This is a genomic window from Pseudomonas sp. S3_E10, assembly GCF_054667615.1.
Genome location: NZ_CP162743.1, coordinates 1,866,096 through 1,889,943, shown reverse-complemented (window position 1 = coordinate 1,889,943; position 23,848 = coordinate 1,866,096). Strand labels below are relative to the sequence as shown.

18 protein-coding genes are annotated in these 23,848 nt (G+C 60.3%); 3 read left to right on the top strand and 15 right to left on the bottom strand.

The window, feature by feature from the left end; all coding sequences use genetic code 11:
- Positions 1 to 88: 88 nt before the first annotated feature.
- On the bottom strand, positions 89 to 2,389 hold the full coding sequence (locus AB4N98_RS08480; RefSeq protein WP_065877304.1) for a TonB-dependent receptor: 2,301 nt from the start codon (positions 2,387 to 2,389) through the stop codon (positions 89 to 91).
- Positions 2,390 to 2,594: 205 nt separating this feature from the next.
- Here AB4N98_RS08480 and AB4N98_RS08475 point away from each other — a divergent pair, with 205 nt between their 5' ends.
- Together AB4N98_RS08475 and AB4N98_RS08470 are read left to right on the top strand one after the other, a co-directional pair.
- A complete protein-coding gene (locus AB4N98_RS08475; RefSeq protein ID WP_017530143.1) occupies positions 2,595 to 3,275 on the top strand; it encodes a Fe2+-dependent dioxygenase in 681 nt (226 codons plus the stop codon).
- Position 3,276: 1 nt separating this feature from the next.
- A complete protein-coding gene (locus tag AB4N98_RS08470) occupies positions 3,277 to 4,032 on the top strand; it encodes a tetratricopeptide repeat protein (protein ID WP_065877303.1) in 756 nt (251 codons plus the stop codon).
- 55 nt (positions 4,033 to 4,087) lie between these two features.
- Here AB4N98_RS08470 and AB4N98_RS08465 read toward each other — a convergent pair whose 3' ends face one another.
- The 5 genes from AB4N98_RS08465 to AB4N98_RS08445 form a co-directional block, all read right to left on the bottom strand.
- The gene (locus AB4N98_RS08465; protein ID WP_014716890.1) at positions 4,088 to 5,251 is read right to left on the bottom strand and encodes a type III PLP-dependent enzyme; all 1,164 of its coding nucleotides are present in this window, start codon (positions 5,249 to 5,251) and stop codon (positions 4,088 to 4,090) included.
- A gap of 414 nt (positions 5,252 to 5,665) precedes the next feature.
- Positions 5,666 to 6,823 (bottom strand): osmoprotectant ABC transporter ATP-binding protein OsmV, encoded by a 1,158-nt coding sequence (locus tag AB4N98_RS08460; protein WP_017530141.1) that lies wholly within the window; start codon positions 6,821 to 6,823, stop codon positions 5,666 to 5,668.
- Positions 6,820 to 7,473 (bottom strand): ABC transporter permease, encoded by a 654-nt coding sequence (locus AB4N98_RS08455; protein ID WP_017530140.1) that lies wholly within the window; start codon positions 7,471 to 7,473, stop codon positions 6,820 to 6,822. The genes AB4N98_RS08460 and AB4N98_RS08455 overlap by 4 nt, the downstream gene beginning before the upstream one ends.
- Positions 7,474 to 7,485: 12 nt before the next feature.
- Positions 7,486 to 8,379, bottom strand: a complete 894-nt coding sequence (locus AB4N98_RS08450) for a glycine betaine ABC transporter substrate-binding protein (RefSeq protein ID WP_017530139.1) — start codon at positions 8,377 to 8,379, stop codon at positions 7,486 to 7,488.
- Between the two features lie 20 nt (positions 8,380 to 8,399).
- Entirely contained in the window at positions 8,400 to 9,152 is a 753-nt protein-coding gene (locus AB4N98_RS08445; RefSeq protein ID WP_440447073.1) for an ABC transporter permease, read from the bottom strand.
- A gap of 294 nt (positions 9,153 to 9,446) precedes the next feature.
- Between AB4N98_RS08445 and AB4N98_RS08440 the strand changes: the two genes are divergently transcribed.
- Positions 9,447 to 11,030 (top strand): peptide chain release factor 3, encoded by a 1,584-nt coding sequence (locus AB4N98_RS08440; RefSeq protein ID WP_017530137.1) that lies wholly within the window; start codon positions 9,447 to 9,449, stop codon positions 11,028 to 11,030.
- 199 nt (positions 11,031 to 11,229) lie between these two features.
- Here AB4N98_RS08440 and AB4N98_RS08435 read toward each other — a convergent pair whose 3' ends face one another.
- The 9 genes from AB4N98_RS08435 to AB4N98_RS08395 form a co-directional block, all read right to left on the bottom strand.
- The gene (locus AB4N98_RS08435) at positions 11,230 to 12,201 is read right to left on the bottom strand and encodes a peptide ABC transporter ATP-binding protein (protein WP_017530136.1); all 972 of its coding nucleotides are present in this window, start codon (positions 12,199 to 12,201) and stop codon (positions 11,230 to 11,232) included.
- On the bottom strand, positions 12,201 to 13,169 hold the full coding sequence (locus tag AB4N98_RS08430) for an ABC transporter ATP-binding protein (RefSeq protein ID WP_017530135.1): 969 nt from the start codon (positions 13,167 to 13,169) through the stop codon (positions 12,201 to 12,203). Before AB4N98_RS08430 ends, AB4N98_RS08435 begins: the two co-directional genes overlap by 1 nt.
- Before the next feature lie 10 nt (positions 13,170 to 13,179).
- A complete protein-coding gene (locus AB4N98_RS08425) occupies positions 13,180 to 14,091 on the bottom strand; it encodes an ABC transporter permease subunit (RefSeq protein WP_017530134.1) in 912 nt (303 codons plus the stop codon).
- Between the two features lie 10 nt (positions 14,092 to 14,101).
- Entirely contained in the window at positions 14,102 to 15,112 is a 1,011-nt protein-coding gene (locus AB4N98_RS08420) for an ABC transporter permease subunit (RefSeq protein ID WP_026067443.1), read from the bottom strand.
- Between the two features lie 76 nt (positions 15,113 to 15,188).
- On the bottom strand, positions 15,189 to 16,787 hold the full coding sequence (locus AB4N98_RS08415; protein ID WP_017530132.1) for an ABC transporter substrate-binding protein: 1,599 nt from the start codon (positions 16,785 to 16,787) through the stop codon (positions 15,189 to 15,191).
- 80 nt (positions 16,788 to 16,867) lie between these two features.
- Positions 16,868 to 18,265 carry an OprD family outer membrane porin gene (locus tag AB4N98_RS08410; protein ID WP_017530131.1) on the bottom strand — a complete coding sequence of 466 codons (1,398 nt, stop codon included), beginning with the start codon at positions 18,263 to 18,265 and terminating at the stop codon, positions 16,868 to 16,870.
- A 171-nt stretch (positions 18,266 to 18,436) separates the two neighbouring features.
- Positions 18,437 to 19,981, bottom strand: coding sequence for an ABC transporter substrate-binding protein (locus AB4N98_RS08405; protein ID WP_370737714.1), 1,545 nt, complete (start codon positions 19,979 to 19,981; stop codon positions 18,437 to 18,439).
- A gap of 364 nt (positions 19,982 to 20,345) precedes the next feature.
- Positions 20,346 to 21,974 (bottom strand): ABC transporter substrate-binding protein, encoded by a 1,629-nt coding sequence (locus AB4N98_RS08400; protein WP_017530129.1) that lies wholly within the window; start codon positions 21,972 to 21,974, stop codon positions 20,346 to 20,348.
- Between the two features lie 258 nt (positions 21,975 to 22,232).
- Complete coding sequence (locus AB4N98_RS08395; protein WP_460149367.1) at positions 22,233 to 23,834, bottom strand: ABC transporter substrate-binding protein; 1,602 nt, start codon at positions 23,832 to 23,834, stop codon at positions 22,233 to 22,235.
- Between the last annotated feature and the right edge of the window lie 14 nt (positions 23,835 to 23,848).

Here is a 23,848-nt window from a genome sequence, read left to right as displayed (position 1 = left end):
GCCGTGGCTTGTCGAGAAACATTCTGTTTTACATAAAAAAGCCCCGCGCATCCGATGCGTGGGGCTGTTTGCTGCGTGTCGCGGCGGTTTAGAAGTGGAAGCTGGTGGTCAACAATGCCGTACGCCCAGCCGCCTGGTTGGCGAAGTGCGAGCCGTAGGCCTTGTCGTAGTAGACCTTGTCGGTCAGGTTTTGCACGTTCAGTTGCAGGTCGACGTTCTTGGTCAGCTTGTAGCTGGCCATGGCGTCGTAGCGGGTGTACGACGGCACGTAAACGGTGTTGCCCACATCACCGTAAACGTCGTCGACATAGAACGCGCCGCCGCCGACGGTCAGCTTCGCGGTGACGTCGTAGGTGGTCCACAGGCTGAAGCTGTTCTTCGGCGTGTTGGGCATTTGGTTGCCCTCGTTGGAACCGGCGCTGATTACCCCGTTGCGCCCGTTACGACCGGCCTTGACCAACTCGCTGTCCAGATAACTGTAGCCGGCGAACACTTGCCAGTGATCGGTGAGCTTGCCGCTGGCGGACAACTCGATGCCATCGACCTGGGATTCACCGGCATTCTGGTAGGTGAGCGCGTCGACCAGGATGCGCGTGTTTTTCTTCTCGGTGCGAAACACCGCGGCGGTCAGCGACAGACGATCGTGGAACAGGTCCCACTTGGTGCCCAACTCGTAGTTGACGGTTTCTTCGGGCTGCAGGTCGCTCGATGCGGCGCCCGCCGACAGTGGGTTTCCGTCGGCGCCTTCACCCACCAGGCCGCCGGCTGGCGATGCCGAGGTGGCGTAGGAGGCATAGATGCTGGCGTTCTCCACCGGCTTCCAGACCAGGCCGGCCTGCCAGTTGAAGAACTGGCTGTCATCCTTGATTTTGCTGCGCGCTTTGACGGTGGCGGTCGGTACCGCGTTGGTGTTGGCTTCGGTGTCGAAGGTGTCGTAGCGCAGGCCGACGTTGAGCAGCCATTTCGGGTCGAGTTCGATGGTGTCGAACACATAAGCGGCGCGGCTGGTGGCCTTGGTGTTGGTGCCCAGGTAGTTGCGCGCGGTGCTGCCGGCCCAGGCGTCGTCCGGGTTCGGGTTGCTCAGCGAGGTGCATTGGCCGCCGCGACCACCGCCGGCCACGGTGCAGACCGGGTTGGCGTTCGGGCTGACGGTGTAGCTGCTGACGCGGGTTTCTTCACCGGTAAATTCCAGGCCGGTGGAGTAGCTGTGCTTGAAGCCCAGCGCCTGGAAGCTGCCGAACAGGTCGGTCTGGTTGGTGGTGGTCGTGGTGGTGGACACGCGGGTGTTGGCGCGGCGCCACACGGTACCGAAACGGTTGACGTTGAACTTGCTGTCATCCGGCTGGGTGAGCACGTAGTCCTGGCCGGTGCTGCCGTGGCGCAGGGTGTTTTTCAGGGTCATGTTGTCGTTCAGGTCGTGCTCGACAGAGACCGTGCTGATATCGGCGCGGGTCTTGCGAAAATCACGGTCCTTGAGGCCGTAGAAGTTGCTGCTGTCGCCGCCGTCGGTGGGTTTGTCATGCACGTGGGCGGTGGCGGTCGAAGAGCCGTAGCCGTAGGGAATGCCCGAGTCCGGCAGGTCGTTGCTTTCCATGTGGTAGTAGCTGAGATTGACGCGGGTCGGGGTGCCCAGGCCGAAGGTCAGCGATGGGGCGACGCCCCAGCGGTCGTAGTTCACCGCATCGCGGCCCGCCACGTTCTGCTCGTGGGTCATCAGGTTGAGACGGAACGCGGCGCTGTCGTCGAGGAACTGGCGGTTCACATCGAGTACGTAGCGACGGGTCTGGTCGGAGCCGTAGGTGAAACCACCGTTGGTGAAGTCCCGCGCCTGTGGGGTCTTGCTCACCAGGTTGAGGCTGCCGCCGGCCGAGCCGCGACCGCCGAACGAAGAGTTCGGGCCTTTGCTGACTTCAATCGACTCGATATCGAAGATCTCGCGGCTCTGGCCGCCGGTGTCGCGCACGCCGTCCAGGTAGGTGTCGCCCTGGGCGTCAAAACCACGGATAAACGGGCGATCGCCCTGCGGGTTGCCGCCTTCACCGGCACCAAACGTGATGCCCGGTACGGTACGCAAGGCATCCTGCAACGAGGTGGCGGCGGTGTCCTTGAGTACCTGCTGTGGCACTACGGTGACCGAGCGAGGGGTGTCCACCAGGGGCGCGGTGTATTTCTGCGAGGATGCTTTTTCGACTTGGTAGGAGGTGTCGTCCTGTGCTTCGCCGGTGATGCTGGTGGCACCCAGGGAAATACTGTTGCGCTGGCCTTTTTGTTCCGTGTCTTCGGCCGCTTGCGCCATGTGGGCGGCAGAGCTGGCACCGAGGGCAACGCCGATGGCCGAGGCCAGCAGACGTGGTGAACCGGCGGTTGTTTTTAGTGTGGTGCGCGACATGACGTGTCCTTTCCCCAAGGATGTGAGGCCGCGGAATATAGGTTGAACAAGACTCCATATCAATTGCGATACATTGCTAATTGCATTGAATTTACATTCTTTACACTTTTTCCTTACGGTTTTTGCGATCTCGTTCGTCCCTGCGTTTTACACAGCGGATAAGAATCAATACCATTGGCGCCTTTCCGCTGACAGGTAGTGCCTCATGTTGCTGCATATTCCCGGCCTGTTCTCTCGCGAGGAAGTGCAGCGCATCCGCCAGGCTCTGGAAAGCGCTGATTGGGCCGACGGTAAAATCACTGCCGGGCACCAGTCCGCCAAGGCCAAACACAACCTGCAATTGCCCGAAGGCCATCCGTTGGCCAAGGAAATCGGCGCGGCGATGCTTGAGCGCCTGTGGCAAAACCCACTGTTTATGTCGGCGGCGTTACCGCACAAAGTCTTCCCGCCGCTGCTCAACTGCTATACCGCTGGCGGCAGTTTCGACTTTCATATCGATAACGCGGTGCGCCAGCCCAAAGGCAGCCACGAGCGTGTGCGCACTGATCTGTCATCCACCCTGTTCTTCAGCGACCCCGACGAATACGACGGCGGCGAATTGGAGATCCAGGACACCTTCGGCCTGCAGCGCGTCAAGTTGCCCGCCGGCGACATGGTGCTGTACCCAGGCTCGAGCCTGCACAAAGTCAACGCCGTAACCCGTGGCGCGCGCTACGCCTCGTTCTTCTGGACCCAAAGCCTGGTGCGCGAAGACAGCCAGCGCACCCTGTTGTTCGAGATGGACGGTGCGATCCGGCAACTGACCGCCGACGTACCCGACCACCCGGCGTTGATCCAGCTCACCGGCACCTACCACAACCTGTTGCGTCGCTGGGTCGAGGTCTGAGATGGGGTTTTTATTGCGCCGCGCAGAAGTGCTCAATGTCGAACAATTGCAGCGCATGCTTGACGACTCGCCGGTGCGCGCCGCCCAGGCGATCCTGATCGCGGCGAAGGAGGGCGTGGTCGATGCCCAGGCCCTGCTCGGGCAAATCCTGCTGCAAGGACGCGGTATTGCCCGTGATGAAGCGCTGGCGCTGCGCTGGTTTCGCATCGCGGCGCAGGGCGGTCACCTGATGGCGCGCAATATGGTCGCGCGTTGCCTGGAACATGGCTGGGGCTGCCCGGCCGATGCGGTCGCGGCGGCGCAACAATACCGTCTGGCCGCCGAGGCGGGGCTGGATTGGGCGCAGTACAACTACGCCAACCTGCTGGCGACCGGTCGCGGTGTGGCTGAGGACCAGCCGCAAGCACTGCGCTTGTATCGTCTGGCGGCGGAGCAGGGCCACGCCAAGTCGATGAACCTGCTGGGGCGCTACCTGGAAGACGGCCTGTATTGCCCGAGGGACCCGCAGGCCGCCGTGGACTGGTATCGCCGCTCAGCCGAAGGCGGGGATTTCCGTGGGCAGTTCAGTTATGCGGCGGTGCTGGCGGATAGAGGCCAGGTCGAGGCGGCGCTGGAGTGGCTGCACAAAGCGCTTGCCGGCGGCAATCTGAAGTTTTTGCGGGTGGCCCACAAGGCGCTGGCGGCGGCCAACGATCCGCCGATTCGCGCGATGGCCGAGGCCTACCGACAACGCGCCGCCAGCCTTCCCGAGGCATAAAAAAACCCATGACACGTCATGGGTTTTTCTTGCAGCTTAAAACTTGCTGCTGCTGTTAAACATAAAACGACTTCAACGGTGGAAAGCCATTGAACTCAACCGCGCTGTAGCTGGTGGTGTACGCACCGGTCGACAGCCAGTACAGACGATCACCGATCGCCAGGTTCAGCGGCAGGCCGTACTTGTAGTTTTCGTACATGATGTCGGCGCTGTCGCAGGTGGGGCCGGCGATGACCACTTCTTCCATCTCGCCTTTCTTCTCGGTCCAGATCGGGAACTTGATGGCTTCGTCCATGGTTTCGATCAGGCCGGAGAACTTGCCCACATCCGTGTACACCCAACGTTCCACGGCGGTACGCGATTTGCGCGCTACCAGCACCACTTCACTGACCAGGATGCCGGCGTTGGCGATCAGCGAACGGCCCGGCTCCAGGATGATTTCCGGCAGGTCGTCGCCGAAGTCTTCCTTGAGGAAGCGGATGATTTCTTCTGCGTAGGTTTCCAGGCTGTTGGTGCGGGTGATGTAGTTGGCCGGGAAGCCGCCACCCATGTTGATCAGCTTGAGATGGATGCCGTCTTCTTCCTTCAGGCGTTCGAAAATCACTTTGACCTTGGCGATCGCCGCGTCCCACACGCTGATGTCGCGCTGTTGCGAGCCGACGTGGAAGGAGATGCCGTAAGGCACCAGGCCCAGGTCACGGGCCAGGATCAGCAGGTCCATGGCCATGTCGGTCTGGCAGCCGAATTTGCGCGACAACGGCCAGTCAGCCGTGGTCGAGCCTTCGGTGAGGATACGCACATACACTTTCGAGCCCGGCGCGGCCTTGGCGATGTTGCGCAGGTCGGCTTCGGAGTCGGTGGAGAACAGGCGCACGCCCTTCTCATAGAAGTAGCGGATGTCTTTGGATTTTTTGATGGTGTTGCCGTAGCTGATACGGTCGGCGCTGACGCCGCGGTCCATGACCTTGTCCAGCTCATAGATCGAGGCGATGTCGAAGCTCGAGCCTTTGTCCTTGAGCAGGTCGATGATTTCGACGGCCGGGTTGGCCTTGACCGCGTAATACACTTTGGCGAATTCGAAACCGGCGCGCAGGTCGTCGTAGGCCTGGCTGATCATCGCGGTATCGATCACCACGAACGGGGTTTCTTGCTTGTCGGCAAACGCCTTCATTTTGTCAAAAGTGGCGCGTGCGAAATAGTCTTCGACGTTGATCGACATGCTGGGAACTCCTAAGGGCAAACTGTATTAATCAATGGGTGCAACTGAACGTCCTCCGTATCCCCACTTTGGTTCGCCTACTTCCCAAGGCATGTCGCCGAAAGCAAAAAGGCCATGGGAGTTACCGCTTCCCTTGGCCTTGCTGTCTCGTCGTCAGTACTTGAGCCGGATGGATCGTTTCCAGCATGGACGTTCGGCGCGAACTTTAGGGCTTGATGGGCGTGGGATCAACTAAAAATGTCGCGTTTCTGCACGCGTTCGTCGCGCGATGGCGTGCAGCTACTTATGTAACCGACCGGTGTGACGGATTGATGTTCCCCGGATGGGGATAATTGAAGGTATTTCCCTGACAGATCACGGACCAAATGTGGGAGGGAGCAAGTCGAATCGTCGCACCGCCCCTCCCACATAAGATCAGGCCAGTGCCGTCTCGGCAGGCGAGACAATGCTGGTCTTGCCCCCACGCGACTTACCGGAACTCAGGTATTCGGCAATCGACTCCTGGGTCACTTCACCCAGGAACACGCGCTCCGCATCCATCACCGGCAACCACGAACGGTTGAACTCGTACATGCGCGACAGCAGGATGCGCAAATGCTCGTCATACGCCGCCGTGGCATTGAACTCGCGCAGGTACTGGCCGCAAGTGCCGGCCTGGCGGTGCAGGTCGCGACGGCGCACATAGCCCAGCGCCTTGTTCTCGGCGCAGGTGACCACCACATAACGGCGGTCCGTTTCGTCCATCAACTCCAGCGCTTCGGCCACCGGCGTTTCCGGGCTCACCGAGGGGGCGTTGTCGGCTGCGTCTTCGGCCTTCACCAGCAACAGGCGCTTGAGGGTGCTGTCCTGGCCCACGAAGTTGCTGACGAACTCGTCGGCCGGGTGGGCCAGCAAGGTGTCCGGATGGTCGATCTGCAACAGCTTGCCGGCGCGGAAGATCGCAATCTTGTCGCCCAGCTTGATCGCTTCATCGATGTCGTGGCTGACCATGATCACGGTCTTGTTCAGCGCGCGTTGCATCTCGAAGAACTCGTTCTGGATCATTTCGCGGTTGATCGGGTCGACCGCGCCGAACGGCTCATCCATCAGCAGCAAGGGCGCATCCGCCGCCAGGGCGCGGATTACACCGATGCGCTGTTGCTGCCCGCCCGACAATTCACGCGGGTAGCGGTGCAGGTACTGCTTGGGCTCCAGCTTGATCATGCTCATCAACTCGCGGGCGCGGTCGTGGCATTTCTGCTTGTCCCAGCCGAGCAGCTTGGGCACGACCACGATGTTCTCCTCGATGGTCATGTTGGGGAACAGGCCGATCTGCTGGATGACGTAGCCGATGTTGCGACGCAGGGTCACTTCGTCAAGGTCAGTGGTGTCTTCGCCGTTGATCAGGATCTTGCCCGAGGTGGGCTTGATCAGGCGGTTGATCATTTTCAGCGTGGTGCTTTTGCCGCAGCCCGAGGGACCGAGGAACACGCAAATTTCGCCTTCATTGACGGTCAGGCTTACGTCGTTAACGGCAGTCACGGTTTTGCCGTTGCTTTGAAAAGTCTTGGACAGGTTTTGAAGTTCGATCATTTGAGTAATCCTTTTGGAGTCAGCGAGCGTTGCAACCACTGCAGAAGCAGGTCGGCGAAGATGGCCAGGAGACTGACCAGCACGGCGCCGACGATCAGCATCGACATATCGCTGCGGCTGATGGAAGCCAGAATAAGTACACCCAGGCCACCGGCGCCGATGGTGGCGGCGATGGTCATCACACCGATATTCATCACCACGGCGGTGCGCACGCCGGCGAGGATCACCGGCACGGCGATCGGCAGCTCGACCATGCGCAGGCGCTGGCCGAAGGTCATGCCGATGCCTCTGGCGGCTTCGCGTATGCCGGGCTCGACGCCGGTCAGGGCCAGGTAGGTGTTACGCATGATCGGCAGCAGGGAGTAGAGGAACACGGCGGTGATCGCCGGCATCGGCCCCAGGCCCTGGCCGAACGTGGAGTAGAACGGCAGCAGCAGGCCAAACAGGGCGATGGACGGCACGGTCAGCAGCACCGTCGCGCTGGCCTGCAACGGGCCGGCCAGGGTCGGGAAACGTGTCATCAGGATGCCCAGCGGCACGCCGATAAAAATCGCGAGGATCACCGCGATGCCGACCAGGGTGATGTGCTGCCAGGTCAGGTGCAGGACCTGGGCCCAATCAAGATGGGAAAAGGCGTTCAAAAATTCCATGTCTTCTCCTCTTTAGTTGATGGGGTGTTGGCGCAGGAAGTCGGCGGCAACGGCGGACGGGCTTTCATGGCCGACGTCGACCCGAGCGTTCAGTTGGCGCATGGTTTCATCGTCGAACAGGTTGGCCAGTGGCTTGAGTTCGGCGGCCAGCTGCGGATGCTGGTCCAGGTATTCCTGGCGGATCACGGGGGCTGCGGTGTAGTCCGGGAAGTAGTGCTTGTCGTCTTCGAGCAGCTTCAATTTGAACGCATTCAAGCGACCGTCGGTGGTGTAGACCAAACCGGCGAACACCTGGCCGTTACGCAGCGCGGTATAGACCAGGCCAGCGTCCATCTGCCGGGTGTTCTTGCGCGTCAGGTTCATGTCGTACAGCTTGACCATGCCGGCCAGGCCGTCGGAGCGGTTGGCGAACTCAGTGTCCAGGGCCACCAGGCGGTGTTCCTTGGTGTCTTGCGTCATGGCCTTGGTGAGGTCGCTGATGCTGTTGATCTCGGGATGTTGCTCGGCGACTTTCTCCGGCAGCGCCAGGGCGTAGGTGTTGCTGAAACGCGACGGCGACAGCCAGACCAGGCCTTTTTTCGCGTCGAGTTCTTTCACACGGGCGTAAGACTGTTCGCTGTCGAGTTTTTCATCGATGTGGTTGTAGGCCACCAACGACACGCCGGTGTATTCCCAGATCAGATCCAGTTGCCCGCTTTCCTGGGCACTGCGCGCCAGGTTGCTGCCCAGGCCGCCGGTCACGCGAGCATCGTAGCCCTTGGTACGCAAGTACTGGGACGTGATTTCGGCGAGCAGGGTCTGTTCGGTGAACACCCGGGCGCCGATACGGATCACGGGTTTTTCGGCGGCTTGCGCAATGCCTGCAAGCAGCAGGGCGCAGCCTAATATCAAGCTTAGTTTTTTCATGTGATTTCCTTGGGCAAGCCTTAAGACGCGCGTACTCCGCGCTCCAGCCAGAGGCGGCTGGCCATGGTCACCAAACCGTCGAGCAGCAATGCCAGCAATGCGGTGCACGCGGCGCCGAGCAGCAGTTGCGGCTGATTGTTCAGGGCGATGCCGGGGAAGATCAGGCTGCCCAGGCTGTTGGCGCCAATCAGGAAGGCCAGCGGCGCGGTGCCGACGTTAATCGCCAGGGCCACGCGCACACCGCCGATGATGATCGGCACCGCGTTGGGCAACTCCACGCGAAACAGCACCTGGCGCGGCGTCATGCCGATGCCGGTGGCGGCTTCCTTGAGCGAACCTTGAACGTTTTTCAGGCCTTCGTAGGTGTTGCGCACGATGGGCAGCAGGGAGGCAAGGAACAGCGCGAAGATGGCCGGGCCACTGCCGATGCCAAGGACGCCGAGAGCGATGGCCAGTACGGCCAGGGGAGGGACGGTATTACCGATGTTGAAGATCTGCATGAAGCGTTCTGCGCGCCCGACCATGTTCGGTCGGCTGAGCAGGATACCGGCGGGGATGCCCACAACGAGGGCCGCCAGCATGGAGGTTAGAACGAGGATCAAATGTGCTTGCAGGTAAAACAACAAATCGTCGCGGTACAGTTCGATCGTGTTGATGCCGATCCAGTGGACCAGCAGGGCCAGGAGCGCGACGACAACCGCGCCTCCTATAAGCCCTTTGCCATAGCGAATAGCCACAGGCGGACTCCTTTTTTCTTTTGTCGGCGAACACATTCTCCGGCGGCAATGCCATTGCTGGCTGCCTTTGAGTGTGGTCGCGAAAAGCAGCTCGTCGATACCGGCAACGCGGTATGTATCGAGCCATGAGCGCAGCCTCGTAAGGCTAACTTGCTGATTTTTCAGCCCCTGTTCCGAGTGCGGTAGCAGGGGAGTGGACGTCTCCACCTTTTAAAAGGTTCCACACTTGGGCGCATTTAGCCACCCCTGATGGGCCCAACGGTGGTCCGTAACCTCGCGTTTGCGCTATACTCGCCGCCCTTTTTTGACTCACCTGCCAGGCGATTTCCCATGACCCACCAGGCCGCCGAAGTCGCGAAACGCCGCACTTTCGCCATTATTTCCCACCCCGATGCCGGTAAAACCACCATCACCGAGAAGCTGTTGCTGATGGGCAAGGCAATCGCTGTGGCCGGCACGGTGAAGTCGCGCAAATCCGACCGCCATGCAACATCCGACTGGATGGAGATGGAGAAGCAGCGGGGTATTTCCATTACCACGTCGGTCATGCAGTTCCCGTATCGCGACCACATGGTCAACCTGCTCGACACCCCGGGCCACGAAGACTTCTCCGAAGACACCTACCGTACCCTCACGGCGGTGGACTCGGCCTTGATGGTCCTCGACGGCGGTAAGGGCGTCGAGCCACGCACCATCGCGCTGATGGACGTGTGCCGTCTGCGTGACACGCCGATCGTCAGCTTCATCAACAAACTCGACCGCGACATCCGCGACCCCATCGAGCTGTTGGATGAAATCGAAGCGGTCCTGAAAATCAAGGCCGCGCCGATCACCTGGCCGATCGGTTGCTACCGCGACTTCAAGGGTGTGTACCACCTGGCCGACGACTACATCATTGTCTACACCGCCGGCCACGGTCACGAACGCACCGAAACCAAGATCATCGAGAAGCTCGACTCGGACGAAGCCCGCGCCCACCTGGGTGACGAGTACGACCGCTTTGTCGACCAACTGGAACTGGTGCAGGGCGCCTGCCATGAGTTCAACCAGCAGGAATTCCTCGACGGCCAGTTGACCCCGGTGTTCTTCGGGACGGCCCTGGGCAACTTCGGTGTCGACCATGTGCTCGACGCCGTCGTGGACTGGGCGCCGAAACCCCTGGCCCGTGTCGCCAATGAGCGCACGGTGGAACCGGTCGAAGAAAAATTCACCGGCTTCGTGTTCAAGATCCAGGCGAACATGGACCCCAAGCACCGCGACCGCATTGCCTTCATGCGCATCTGCTCCGGCAAATACGAAAAAGGCATGAAGATGCGCCACGTGCGCACCGGCAAGGACGTGCGCATCGGCGATGCCCTGACGTTTTTCTCCTCCGAGCGTGAGCAACTGGAAGAGGCGTTTGCCGGCGACATCATCGGCCTGCACAACCACGGCACCATCCAGATCGGCGACACCTTCACCGAAGGCGAAGCGCTGGGCTTCACCGGTATCCCGCACTTCGCCCCGGAACTGTTCCGCCGCGTACGCCTGCGTGATCCGCTCAAATCCAAGCAACTGCGCCAGGGCCTGCAGCAATTGGCGGAAGAGGGCGCCACCCAGGTGTTCTTCCCCGAGCGCAGCAACGACATCATCCTCGGCGCCGTCGGTGTGCTGCAGTTCGATGTGGTGGCCAGCCGCCTGAAAGAGGAATACAAGGTCGAGTGCTCCTACGAGCCGATCACCGTGTACTCCGCGCGCTGGATCGAGTGCGGCGATAAGAAGAAGCTGGAAGAGTTCTCCAACAAGGCCGTGGAAAACCTCGCGGTGGACGGCGGCGGCCACCTGACCTACCTGGCCCCGACACGGGTCAACCTGGCATTGATGGAAGAGCGTTGGCCGGACGTGAAATTCCGCGCGACCCGCGAGCACCACTGATTCCTGAGCGCGGCTGAACAAAAAAGTGGGAGGGGTGATCCTCTCCCACTTTTTTTGATCTCCAGTAGCCATGGGAATCCGATAGCTAAGTCGCCAAAAAGAAAGCCCCTCCCGCCAGGCTGATGCGCAACCTGATGGGAAGGGCTGTAAAACTCAAGAGAGGCTCTGGATTGAAAACCCAGAGCCTTTTTTGTGGCGGTCAGGCCACAAACTGCTCCGCGTAGTGGCAAGCCACCTGGCGGTTGTCCAAGGCGCGCAGTTGCGGCTCCTCGGTGCTGCAGCGTGCCGTCGCATACGGGCAGCGCTTGTGGAAAGCACAGCCGGACGGCGGGTTCAGTGGGTTGGGCAACTCGCCGACGATTTTGATCTTCGGTTTGTTCGGGTCCGGGTGGATCGTCGGTGTGGCCGACAGCAGCGCCTGGGTGTAAGGGTGCAAAGGACGAGCGTAGATGTCTTCCTTGGGGCCGACTTCCACCGGGCGACCGAGGTACATCACCATCACGTCATCGGCCACGTGTTGCACCACCGCCAGGTTGTGCGAGATGAACACGTAGGCGGTGTTGAACTCCTGTTGCAGGTCCATGAACAGGTTGAGCACCTGGGCCTGGATCGACACGTCCAGCGCCGAGGTCGGTTCATCCGCCACCAGCACTTTGGGTTGCAGCATCATTGCGCGGGCGAGGGCGATGCGTTGGCGCTGGCCACCCGAGAACATGTGCGGGTAGCGCTGATAATGCTCGGGGCGCAGGCCCACCTGCTTCATCATCGCCTGCACTTTCTCGCGGCGTTCGGCGGCGGACAGGTTGGTGTTGATCAACAGCGGCTCGCCGAGTTGATCGCCGACCTTCTGGCGCGGGTTCAACGACGCGTAGGGGCTCTGGAACACCATCTGCACGTCTTTGCGCAATTGCTTGCGCTGGGCCTTGTCGGCGCCGGCGACTTCCTGGCCGGCGATTTTCAGCGAGCCTGAAGACGGCTCTTCGATCAGCGTCAGCGCACGGGCCAGGGTGGATTTGCCGCAGCCCGACTCGCCGACCACGGCAAGGGTCTTGCCGGCTTCGAGTTCAAATGACACACCATTAAGCGCGCGTACCAACGCATGGCCCTTGAACAGGCCACGGGACACTTCGTAGTGACGGGTAAGGTCGCGGGCGGTAAGAACGACGGCCATTACGCCACCTCCTGGTTCAAGGGGTAGAAGCAGCGCGCAAGGCTGTTGCTTTTCGGATCAAGGCCGGGGCGCTGGGTGCGGCAGTTTTCCTGCACATACGGGCAACGCGGCGACAACAGGCAGCCCTGCGGGCGGTCGTAACGGCCGGGCACGATGCCGGGCAACGTGGCCAGGCGTGTCGCGCCGAGGCTGTGCTCGGGGATCGCCTTGAGCAACGCTTCGCTGTACGGGTGCGCCGGAATGTCGAACAGTTGCGGTACCTGGCCGACTTCCACCGCTTGGCCGGCGTACATCACGCACACGCGCTGGGCGGTTTCCGCGACGACCGCAAGGTCGTGGGTGATCAGCACCAGGCCCATGTTCTGCTCTTTTTGCAGGGCCAGCAGCAGGTCCATGATCTGCGCTTGAATCGTCACGTCCAACGCTGTGGTCGGTTCGTCGGCGATCAATAGCTTCGGCTCGCCGGCAATCGCCATGGCAATGGCCACGCGTTGGCTCATACCACCGGACAGTTGGTGCGGGTAGGCGTCCATGCGGCTGGCGGCGCCCGGTATTTCGACTTTTTCCAGCAGTTCGATGGCGCGCTTGCGGGCTTGCTTGCCGGACATCTTCAGGTGCAGGCGCAACACTTCTTCAATCTGGAAACCCACGGTGTAGCTGGGGTTCAGCGCGGTCATCGGGTCCTGGAACACCATCGCCAGGTCTTTGCCGACGATCTGGCGGCGCTGGCGGTTGCTCAGCTTGAGCATGTCCTTGCCGTCGAAGGTCAGCGCATCGGCGGTGACGATGCCGGGGTGCTCGATCAGGCCCATCAGCGCCATCATGGTCACGGACTTACCCGAACCCGACTCGCCAACGATGGCCAGGACTTCGCCTTTGTCGACCGACAGGTCGAGGCCATCGACCACCGGCACGGCGGTTTTGTCGCCGAAGCGCACATTGAGATTCTTGATTTCTAACAGTGACATGGGAATCTCCTCAGGCGGCGTTCTTGAGTTTCGGGTCCAGCGCATCGCGCAGGCCGTCACCCATCAAGTTGATTGCCAGCACGCTGAGCAAAATAGTCAAACCAGGCAGGCTCACCACCCACCAGGCGCGTTCGATGTAGTCACGGGCCGAGGCCAGCATGGTGCCCCACTCAGGCGTTGGCGGTTGTACGCCCAGGCCAAGGAAGCCCAGCGCCGCGGCGTCGAGGATCGCCGAGGAGAAGCTCAAGGTGGCCTGTACGATCAGCGGCGCCATGCAGTTGGGCAACACGGTGATGAACATCAGGCGCGGCAGGCCGGCACCGGCGAGGCGCGCGGCGGTCACGTAGTCGCGGTTCAGTTCGCCCATCACGGCCGCGCGGGTCAGGCGCACATAGGACGGCAACGACACGATCGCGATGGCGATCACGGTGTTGATCAGGCCAGGGCCGAGGATCGCGACGATGGCCACGGCCAGCAGCAGCGACGGCAGGGCCAGCATGATGTCCATCAGACGCATGATGGTCGGGCCGAGCAGGCGCGGGAAGAACCCGGCGAACAGGCCTAACAGAATGCCCGGGATCAACGACATCACTACCGATGACAAACCGATCAGCAGCGACAGGCGCGAGCCCTGGATCAGGCGCGAGAGCAGGTCGCGGCCCAGTTCGTCGGTGCCGAGCAGGAACTGGATCTGCCCGCCTTCGAGCCACGACGGCGGGGTGAGCAGGAAGTCGCGGTACTGCTCGCTCGGGTTATGCGGTGCCACCCATGGCGCGAAGATCGCGCAGAACACGATTAGCAGCATGAACAGCAGGCCGGCAACCGCGCCTTTGTTCTTGGAGAAGGCTTGCCAGAATTCTTTGTACGGGGACGGGTACAGCAGGCTTTGATCGACTGCCGACGCTTGTGTAGGTGTGGTCATGGTCATGATCTCAGCGCTGATGACGGATGCGTGGGTTGGCGAAGCCGTAGAGGATATCCACCACGAAGTTCACCAGGATCACCAGGCAGGCGATCAGCAGAATGCCGTTTTGCACCACCGGGTAGTCCCGCGCGCCAATGGCTTCGATCAGCCATTTGCCGATGCCGGGCCACGAGAAGATCGTTTCGGTCAGTACCGCACCTGCCAGCAGGGTGCCGACTTGCAGGCCGACCACGGTGAGCACCGGGATCAGCGCGTTGCGCAGGCCGTGTACGAACACCACGCGTGCCGGCGAAAGGCCCTTGGCCTTGGCGGTGCGGATGTAGTCTTCGCGCAGCACTTCGAGCATCGACGAACGGGTCATCCGCGCGATCACCGCCAGCGGGATGGTGCCGAGCACGATGGCCGGCAGGATCAAGTGATGCAGGGCGTCGAAGAACGCGTCCGGCTCGTCAGCCAGCAGCGTGTCGATGAGCATGAAGCCGGTGCGCGGCTCGATGTCGTAGAGCAGGTCGATCCGCCCGGAAACCGGGGTCCAGCCCAGGCTCACCGAGAAGAACATGATCAGGATCAGGCCCCACCAGAAGATCGGCATCGAATAGCCCGCCAGGGAGATGCCCATCACCCCATGGTCGAACAGGGATCCTCGTTTCAATGCCGCGATCACCCCGGCCAACAGGCCCAGGATGCCGGCGAACAACAGGGCGGCCATGGACAGTTCCAGGGTCGCGGGGAAGAGGGCGGTGAACTCGCTCCATACGCTGGTGCGCGTGCGCAGCGATTCGCCAAGGTCGCCTTGGGCGAGCTTGCCGACGTAATCCAGGTACTGCGCATACAACGGCTTGTTAAGGCCAAGGCGTTCCATTGCCTGTGCGTGCATCTCGGGGTCGACGCGCCGCTCGCCCATCATGACTTCGACGGGGTCGCCAGGGATCATGCGTATCAACGCAAACGTGAGCAACGTGATGCCGAAAAACGTGGGGATCAATAACCCCAATCGGCGCGCAATAAAACTAAACATCTTGGTGTGTACCTCAATCAGCCGGTTAGGCAGGTCCGGCACCGTCCCTGTGGGCGGTGCCGAGCGTTTTTCTTATTTACTTCACCTGGGTAGTGGCGAAGTTATTGGTGGTCAGAGGGCTTTGGGTATACCCCTCGACGTTTTTACGCATGGCGGTAAACATTTTCGGGTAGGCCATGGGGATCCAGGGTTGGTCCTTGGCGAAAACGTCCAGTGCTTGTTGATAGAGTGCGGCGCGTTCCTGGGGTTCAGCGTCGGCGCGGGCCTTGTCGATCAAGGCCTGAAACTCTTTGTTACACCAACGGGCGTAGTTTTCGCCGTTTTTGGCGGCGTCGCAACTCAGGTTCGGCGTGAGGAAGTTGTCCGGGTCGCCGTTATCACCGGCCCAACCGGCCGAGACCATGTCGTGCTCGCCGGCTTTGGCACGCTTGAGCATTTCGCCCCATTCCATGACCTTGATATTCACTTTCAGGCCGATCTGCGCCAGGTCCGCCTGCATGCGCTGGGCGCCGAGCAGCGGGTTGGGGTTGGTCGGCCCACCGCCGTTACGGGTGAACAGGGTGAACTCGGTGCCTTCCGGTACGCCGGCTTCCTTGAGCAGGGCACGGGCCTTAGCGAGGTCGCGCTCGGGGTTTTTCAGCTTGTCGCTGAAGCCCAGCAGGGTCGGTGGGTACGGGCCGGTGGCGTCGACGGCGTTGCCTTTGCCATACAGCGATTCGTTGTAGCCCTTTTTATCGAACGCGATGTTGATCGCGTGGCGCACCCGCGCGTCGCTCATGTACTTGTGGGTGGTGTTCAACGCGGTGTACGCGGTGGTCATTGCGGCCAGTTCATCGACTTTCAGGTTCGGGTCTTTCTTGATGCTCGGAATGTCATCCGGCTTGGGATACAGCGCGACCTGGCACTCGTTGGCCTTGAGCTTCTGCAGGCGCACGTTGTTGTCGGTGGTGATCGCCAGGATCAGCGGATCGGCCGGCGGCTTGCCACGGAAGTACTCCGGGTTGGCCTTGAAGCGCACCTGGGCGTCCTTGGCGTAGCGGATGAAGATAAACGGCCCGGTGCCGACCGGCTTGGCGTTCAGGTCATCGGTCTTGCCGGACTTGAGCAATTGGTCGGCGTATTCGGCGGAGTGGATCGAGGAGAACGCCATGGCCAAGTCGGCCAAAAACGGTGCTTCAGGACGGGTCAGGGTAAAGACGACGGTGTGATCGTCGGTCTTCTCCACGCTTTTGAGCAGTTCCTTGAAGCCCATGCTTTCAAAGTACGGGTAGCCCACGTTGGACTTGTTGTGCCACGGATGTTTCGGGTCCAGCTGGCGCTGGAAGCTCCAAAGCACGTCGTCGGCATTCAGGTTGCGCGTGGGTTTGAAGTAGTCGGTGGTGTGGAACTTGATGTCGTCACGCAGGTGGAAGGTGTAGGTCAGCCCATCGGCGCTGATCTCTGGCAGGTCTTTGGCCAGCGCGGGGACCACTTCGGTGGTGCCGGGCTTGAAGTCCACCAGGCGGTTGAACATGGTTTCGGCGGCGGCGTCAGCGGTCACGGCCGTGGTGTAAAGAACCGGGTCAAAACCTTCCGGGCTGGCTTCGGTGCAGACCACCAGTGGTTTGGCCGAAACGCCAATCGCCACGCTCAACAGCGCGGCAGCCATGGCGGCTTGTAGCGGGAGCATTTTCATTCGGAACCCTCTGCAATCGATGGGACCAGTAAAACGTAGACGGCGGGCTCGTCCTGAGCCCGCCGTTTACCTGGCGCTAATTAAAGAATTTTAAATGGGATGGTGGTGACCAGACGGAACTCTTTGATGTTGCCGTCAGCCTGTTGAGCGCTGCCACGGTGTTCGACGTAGGTGGCACGAATCGCGGTGGCCTTGAGTGGCCCGCTCTGCACGGCGTACGCCGCGCCTACACCGTATTCCTGGTGTTTCTCGCCATCCATCAAACGCAAGTCGCTGCGCGACTTGCCAGCTTCGCCGTAGGCGGTGCCGGTGTAGTGAGTACCGTCGATGCCCCAGCCGCGTGCCGAGTAGACGTTGAACTTCAGGCCAGGCACGCCGTATTCGGCCATGTTGATGGCGTAGGCCACCTGGAACGACTTCTCGTTCGGGCTGTTGAAGTCGGACGTCAGGGAGTTGGCCAGGTAGATGCCGTTGGTTTCGTGCAGGTAGTCGAAGTACTCGTCACCGTTCACTTCCTGGTATGCGAAGGTCAGGCTGTGAGCCTGGTGAGTCAGTCCCAGGGACAACGAGTAGGTATCGTTGTCGATGTCGCCCATCTTCTTGCTGCCGGTGTCGGTGGTCTTGTAGTAGTTCAGGCCGGTGGTCAGTGCCAGGGTCTGTGCATCACCCAGTTCGTGGGTGGCGCCGAAGTAGTACTGGTTCCAGAAGTCTTCGACGTTGGCCGCGAACACGCTGGTTTTCAGGCTCTTGAACGGCTGGTAGTTGAAGCCCAGGGTCTTGACCTTGTCGGTTGTCTGGCCATTGCCGTATTCGGAGCTGAATTTCGACAGGCTCTGTTCGGTACGCGGCGAAACGCGATCGAAAATGCCGCCCTGGAACGACAGGTTGCTGAACTCTTCGCTGTTGAAGCTCACACCCTGGAAGCTGGAAGGCAGCGCACGGTTGCCGATGGTGTCGACGATGCCGCTGCTGAAGTTCTGGCGACCGGCGGTCAGGGTGGTGTTGGACACGCGGAACTGCATGTTGGCCAGGCCCAGTTTGCTCCACTGATCGACTGCATCGCCGTCCGAGCCGGCCAGGGTGCGGTTGGAACCGCCCTTGATATCACGCTTGCTGCGATCCAGAACCAGCGCGTTGTACAGCGCCACTTCGGTCTTCACGCCCACGGTGCCTTGGGTGAAACCCGAGCTGGCGTTGAGGATCGTGCCTTGTACCCAGTTGGTACGGTTGCGGTCGGTTTCAGTCTTGCCGTGTTTTGTGTACGAGAAGGTGCCGCCACGGTATTTGCTTTCGTGGGAGTACCAGTTACGTGTGGTGCCGCCCAGGGTGAAGTCTTCGATAAAGCCCTTGGCCTCGCTTTGCGCGCTGGTGCCGGCCAGTGTGGTAGGCACGAAGTCCTGGCTGGCGGGTTCGGCATAGGCGGTGGCCGTGATGCTGCTGATGGCCAGGGCCAGAAGCGCTTTGCTGCTCAGTTTCATGGGTTGAAGCTCCTTTGGTTCTCTTTTTTATGCCGGTCTTTTTAGGTGGACCGGCTATTGGGTGTGTAACTCGTTCAAGCTATTGCAAACGTTTGCTGTAGGAAAAATCCCAATAAAAGGCTGCACGTTTGCCGCAGAGCCGTTTGGCTCTGCTGTCATCCGGTTATTTTCTTATGGGGTGATACTGACGCCCGAGAACACGTTGCGGCCGAAGGGGCTTACCTTGAAGCCTTCGACTTTGGCGCTTAACGGCTGGTTGACCGTCGAGTGGGCGACAGGCGTGATCGGCACTTGCTGCTTGAGCAATTGCTGCGCCTGTTTGTACAGAGCAGTCCGTTGTTCACGGTCGGTGACGACCTTGGCTTGCTTGATCAGCTTGTCGTACGCCGGGTCACACCACATGGAGTAGTTGTTCCCGCCGATGGCGTCGCAGCTGTAGAGGGTGCCCAGCCAGTTGTCCGGGTCACCGTTGTCGCCGGTCCAGCCGATCAGGCTGACATCGTGCTCACCATTTTTGGTGCGCTTGATGTATTCGCCCCACTCGTAGCTGACGATCTTCACTTTCAGGCCGATCTTGGCCCAATCGTTCTGCAGCATTTCGGCCATCAGCTTGGCGTTGGGGTTATACGGACGTTGTACCGGCATCGCCCACAGGGTGATCTCGGTGCCTTCCTTCACGCCGGCGGCCTTGAGCAGTTCCTTGGCTTTTTCCGGGTTGTAGGCGGCGTCCTTGATGGTGTCGTCGTAGGACCACTGGGTCGGCGGCATGGCGTTGACCGCCAACTGCCCCGCGCCCTGGTACACGGCGTTCAGGATGCTCTGCTTGTTCACCGCCATGTCCAGCGCCTGGCGCACTTCGAGCTGATCGAACGGCTTGTGGCGCACGTTGTAGGCGATGTAACCGAGGTTAAAGCCCGGCTTGGTCAGCAATTGCAGGTTGGGGTCGGCCTTGAGCGCATCGACGTCAGCCGGGCGCGGATGCAGGGTCACCTGGCATTCGCCGGCCTTGAGTTTCTGCACGCGCACCGAGGCGTCGGTGTTGATGGCGAAGATCAGTTGATCGAGTTGGACCCGGCTCGGGTCCCAGTACTGTTTGTTGCCCGCATAGCGGATCTGCGAGTCTTTCTGGTAGCGCTGGAACACGAACGGGCCGGTGCCGATCGGCTTCTGGTTGATGTCGCTGGGCTTGCCGCTCTTGAGTAACTGCTCGGCGTACTCGGCGGAAAGAATCGCCGCAAAGCTCATGGCGATGTTCTGCACGAACGCGGCGTCCACCGTGTTCAGCGTCATCACCACGGTATGCGCGTCGGTCTTCTCGACCTTGGCGATGTTCTTGTTCAGGCTCATCCCGTTGAAGTACGGAAACTCGGTGGGGTAGGCCTTACGAAACGGGTGGTCGGGGTCCAGCATGCGGTTGAAGGTGAACAGCACGTCGTCGGCATTGAAGTCCCGGGTCGGCTTGAACTCCTTGTTGCTGTGGAATTTCACCCCTTCACGCAGGTGGAAGGTGTAGGTCAGGCCGTCTTCGGAAATATCCCACTTGGTCGCCAGGCCAGGTATCACGTTGGTCGCGCCTTTTTCAAACTCGACCAGGCGGTTATACAGCGGCTCGGCCGCATCGTTGTCGGTGGCGGTGGTGTACTGCGCGGTATCAAAGCCTGCCGGGCTGCCTTCGGAGCAGAACACCAGGCTCTTCTTGTCGGCGGCTTGGCCCATGGTGGTCACCGCCAGCAGGCTGGTGGCAAAGATTGCGGAGAGAGCGGTGGTATGGCGCATGACGATCCCGATCCTTGTTTGTAATTGTCATCAGCGAGCAATCAGCCTGGCTTTCGGCCAGGAGGACATCACTGATCCCACGCACAGCAAGTGCCTTTCCCAAATTGAAGCCTCTGCTGTCCTACGACGTTATGGGCCGAGGACTTCGCAGTAAATGCGCCAAATAGGATTGACCCTGTAGGCAACGGAGTCGCGTACCGCAGTTCATTTCTGTAGGAAGCAGCGACTGCGAACGTGGTCTGTTTCATACGGGCCTGGCGGATGCAATAACGGCGACGTTAGGAAACGTCGCCGCCAGTGGTCCTTACTTGCCGCTTACGCTCACGCCGTAGAAGGAATTCAAGCCAAACGGGCTGATCTTGAAGTCCTGCACGGTCGTGCGCATGGGTTGATACACCGTCGAGTGCGCGATAGGTGTCATCGGGACTGCATCTTTGAGGATATGTTGCGCCTGCTTGTACAGCTCGGTGCGTTTGGCGACATCCGAGGTAGCCTTGGCTTCTTTCACGATGCCATCGAATTTTTTGTCGCACCATTTGGAGAAGTTGTTGCCGTTCAGCGAATCGCAGCCGAACAGCACGTTCAGCCAGTTGTCCGGGTCACCATTGTCGCCGCTCCAGCCAATGATCATGGCCTGGTTCTCGCCGCCTTTGGAACGCTTGATGTACTCGCCCCACTCATAGCTGGTGATCTTGACCTTCAGGCCGATCTTGGACCAGTCGTTCTGCAGCATCTCAGCCATCAGCTTGGCGTTCGGGTTGTACGGACGCTGAACCGGCATGGCCCAGAGCACGATCTCGGTGCCCTCCTTGATGCCGGCTTCCTTGAGCAGCGCCTTGGCTTTCTCCGGGTCGTACTTGGCATCCTTGATGGTGGTGTCGTAGGACCACTGGGTCGGTGGCATGGCGTTGACCGCCAGCTGGCCCGCACCTTGGTAAACGGAGTCGATGATCTGTTGCTTGTTCACCGCCATGTCCAACGCTTGGCGAACGCGCAGGTCAGCCAGTGGGTTGGGCTTGTCGTCGCCTTTGACCTTGTCCATCACGTTGTAAGCCACATAACCGAGGTTGAAACCGGCCTGGTGCGGCAGTTTCAGGTCCTTGTCTTCGCCCAGCGCCTTCAGGTCGGCCGGGCGTGGGAACAGGGTGATCTGACATTCGTTTTTCTTGAGCTTCTGGATACGCACCGACGGGTCGGTGGTGATGGCGAAGATCAGGTTGTCGATCTTCACATCGGCAGGGTTCCAGTAGTCCTTGTTGCCGGTGTAGCGAATGTTCGAGTCTTTCTGGTAGCTCTTGAATACGAACGGGCCAGTGCCGATCGGCTTCTGGTTGATGTCCTGTGGCGTGCCGTTCTTCAACAGTTGGGCGGCATATTCAGCCGACTGGATCGACGCGAAGCTCATTGCCAGGTTCTGGATGAAGGCTGCGTCCACGGTGCCAAGGGTGAACTTGACGGTGTGCTCGTCGATTTTCTCGATGTTCTTGATGTTGGTGTCCATCCCCATGTCCGTGAAGTACGGGAACTCGGTGGGGTAGGCCTTACGGAACGGATCGTCTTTATTGATCATCCGGTTGAAGGTGAACAGTACGTCGTCAGCCGAGAATTCACGAGTAGGCTTGAAGTACGGGGTGGTATGGAACTTGACGCCTTCGCGCAGGTGGAAGGTGTACGTCAGGCCATCCGGGGACACGTCCCAGCTGGTGGCCAGGCCCGGAATAACGGCGGTGCCGCCACGTTCGAACTGGCTCAGACGGTTGAACATGGTTTCGGCCGAGGCATCGAAGTCTGTTCCGGTGGTGTACTGGCCTGGATCGAAACCGGCCGGGCTCCCTTCGGAGCAGAACACCAGGTTAGTTGCCGCTTGGGCAAAAGGGGCTGCGGCCATAAGGCCCGCGCTCACTAATAACGGAAGGACTGCGTGTTTAAGCATGTTGGCCTCATGATTTGTTGTCATTTTTGGTGGTGAGGGCGACCTCGTGAGTCGGCCTGCGGATACTTATGCAGGCGCCATACCCATTGCAAGATGCTGAACCGGTGCAAGGCGCAAAGAGTGGGACGAACGTACAGGAATGTCGCAATTATGAAAGTTTCGACATAATTACGTACATTTTGAGGGTTTTTTAGGTGCAAACAGCGCACTAAAACAGCCCAACCGAGGCGTCTGGCGCACTCGGTTGGTGCGTGTTTGTTACTTATCTAGACTCACGCCATAGAACGGCGTCAGCCCAAAGGGGCTGATCTTGAAATCTTTCACTTCTTTGCGCAGGGGCTGGAAAACCGTCGAGTTCGCAATAGGCGTTATAGGTACCTGTTCCTTAAGGATTTTTTGCGCCTGTTGATACCACTTTATGCGTTGCTCGCGGTCACTGCTCAGCTTGGCTTGCTGAACCAGCTTGTCGTACGCCGGGTTACACCATTTGGCGTAATTGCTGCCCTTGACCGCGGCACAACTGTAGAGCACGCCGAGCCAGTTATCCGGGTCACCGTTATCGCCGGTCCAGCCGTAAATCATCGTGTCGTGCTCGCCATTTTTGGCGCGCTTGATGTATTCGCCCCACTCATAACTGACGATATTGGCCTTGATGCCAATCTTTTCCCAATCCTGCTGGATCATCTGGGCCGACATGCGCGCATTCGGGTTGGACGCGCGTTGTACGGTCATTGCCCATAGGTTGATGGTGGTCCCCGGTGCAACCCCTGCTTCTTTTAGTAGCGCCCGGGCCTTGGCCGGATCGTATGGGGCGTCCTTGATGGTCGGGTCATAAGACCACTGCGCCGGTGGCAGGGCGTTCTGCGCCAATTGTCCGGCGCTTTGGTACACGGCCTTGATGATTGCCGGCTTGTCGATGGCCATGTCCAGTGCCTGGCGCACCTTGAGTTGGTCCAGCGGCGGGCGATTGACGTTGTAGGCCAAAAAGCCCAGGTTGAACCCGGCCTGCTGCTGCACGCGCAGGTTCGGGTCCTGTTTCATCACCTCGATGTCGGCGGGGCGTGGGTAGCCGCTGACCTGGCATTCGCCGGCCTTGAGTTTCTGCAGGCGCGACGCCGCATCCGGGGTGATGGCGAACACCAGGTTGTCGAGTTTCACATCCTCGGGCTTCCAGTACTGTTTATTGGCCGAGTAACGAATCTGCGAATCCTTCTGGTAACGCTTGAACACAAATGGCCCGGTACCCACCGGCTTCTGATTGATGTCCGAGGCCGTGCCCTGTTTGAGTAATTGCGCGGCGTATTCGGCCGATTGCACCGAGGCGAAGCTCATGGCCAGGTTTTGCACGAAGGCGGCGTCGACGTTATTCAGGTTGAAACGCACGGTGTGGTCGTCGAGTTTTTCGACATTCTTGATCGTAGTGTTCAAGCCCATGTCGGTGAAATACGGCGATTCGGACGGGTAGGCCTTGCGGAACGGGCTGTCGGCATCCAGCAGGCGGTTGAAAGTGAACAGCACATCGTCCGCATTGAAATCGCGGGTAGGGGTGAAGAAGTCAGTGGTATGAAACTTGACGCCATCACGTAGGTGGAAGGTGTATGCCAGGCCGTCCTGGGACACCTCCCAGCGTGTCGCCAGGCCGGGTTCGACTTCGGTGCCGCCGCGCTTGAACTGGGTCAGGCGGTTGAACACGGTTTCGGCCGACGCATCAAAATCGGTGCCGCTGGTGTACTGGCTCGGGTCGAAACCGGCGGGGCTGGCTTCAGAGCAATAGACCAGGGTGCTGGCGGCGTGGGCCATCGGCATGAACGCCAGCAGCCCGGCGGCGAGGAGGAGCGGTTTCAACGCGATTCTGTCCATGGAGACTCCTGATA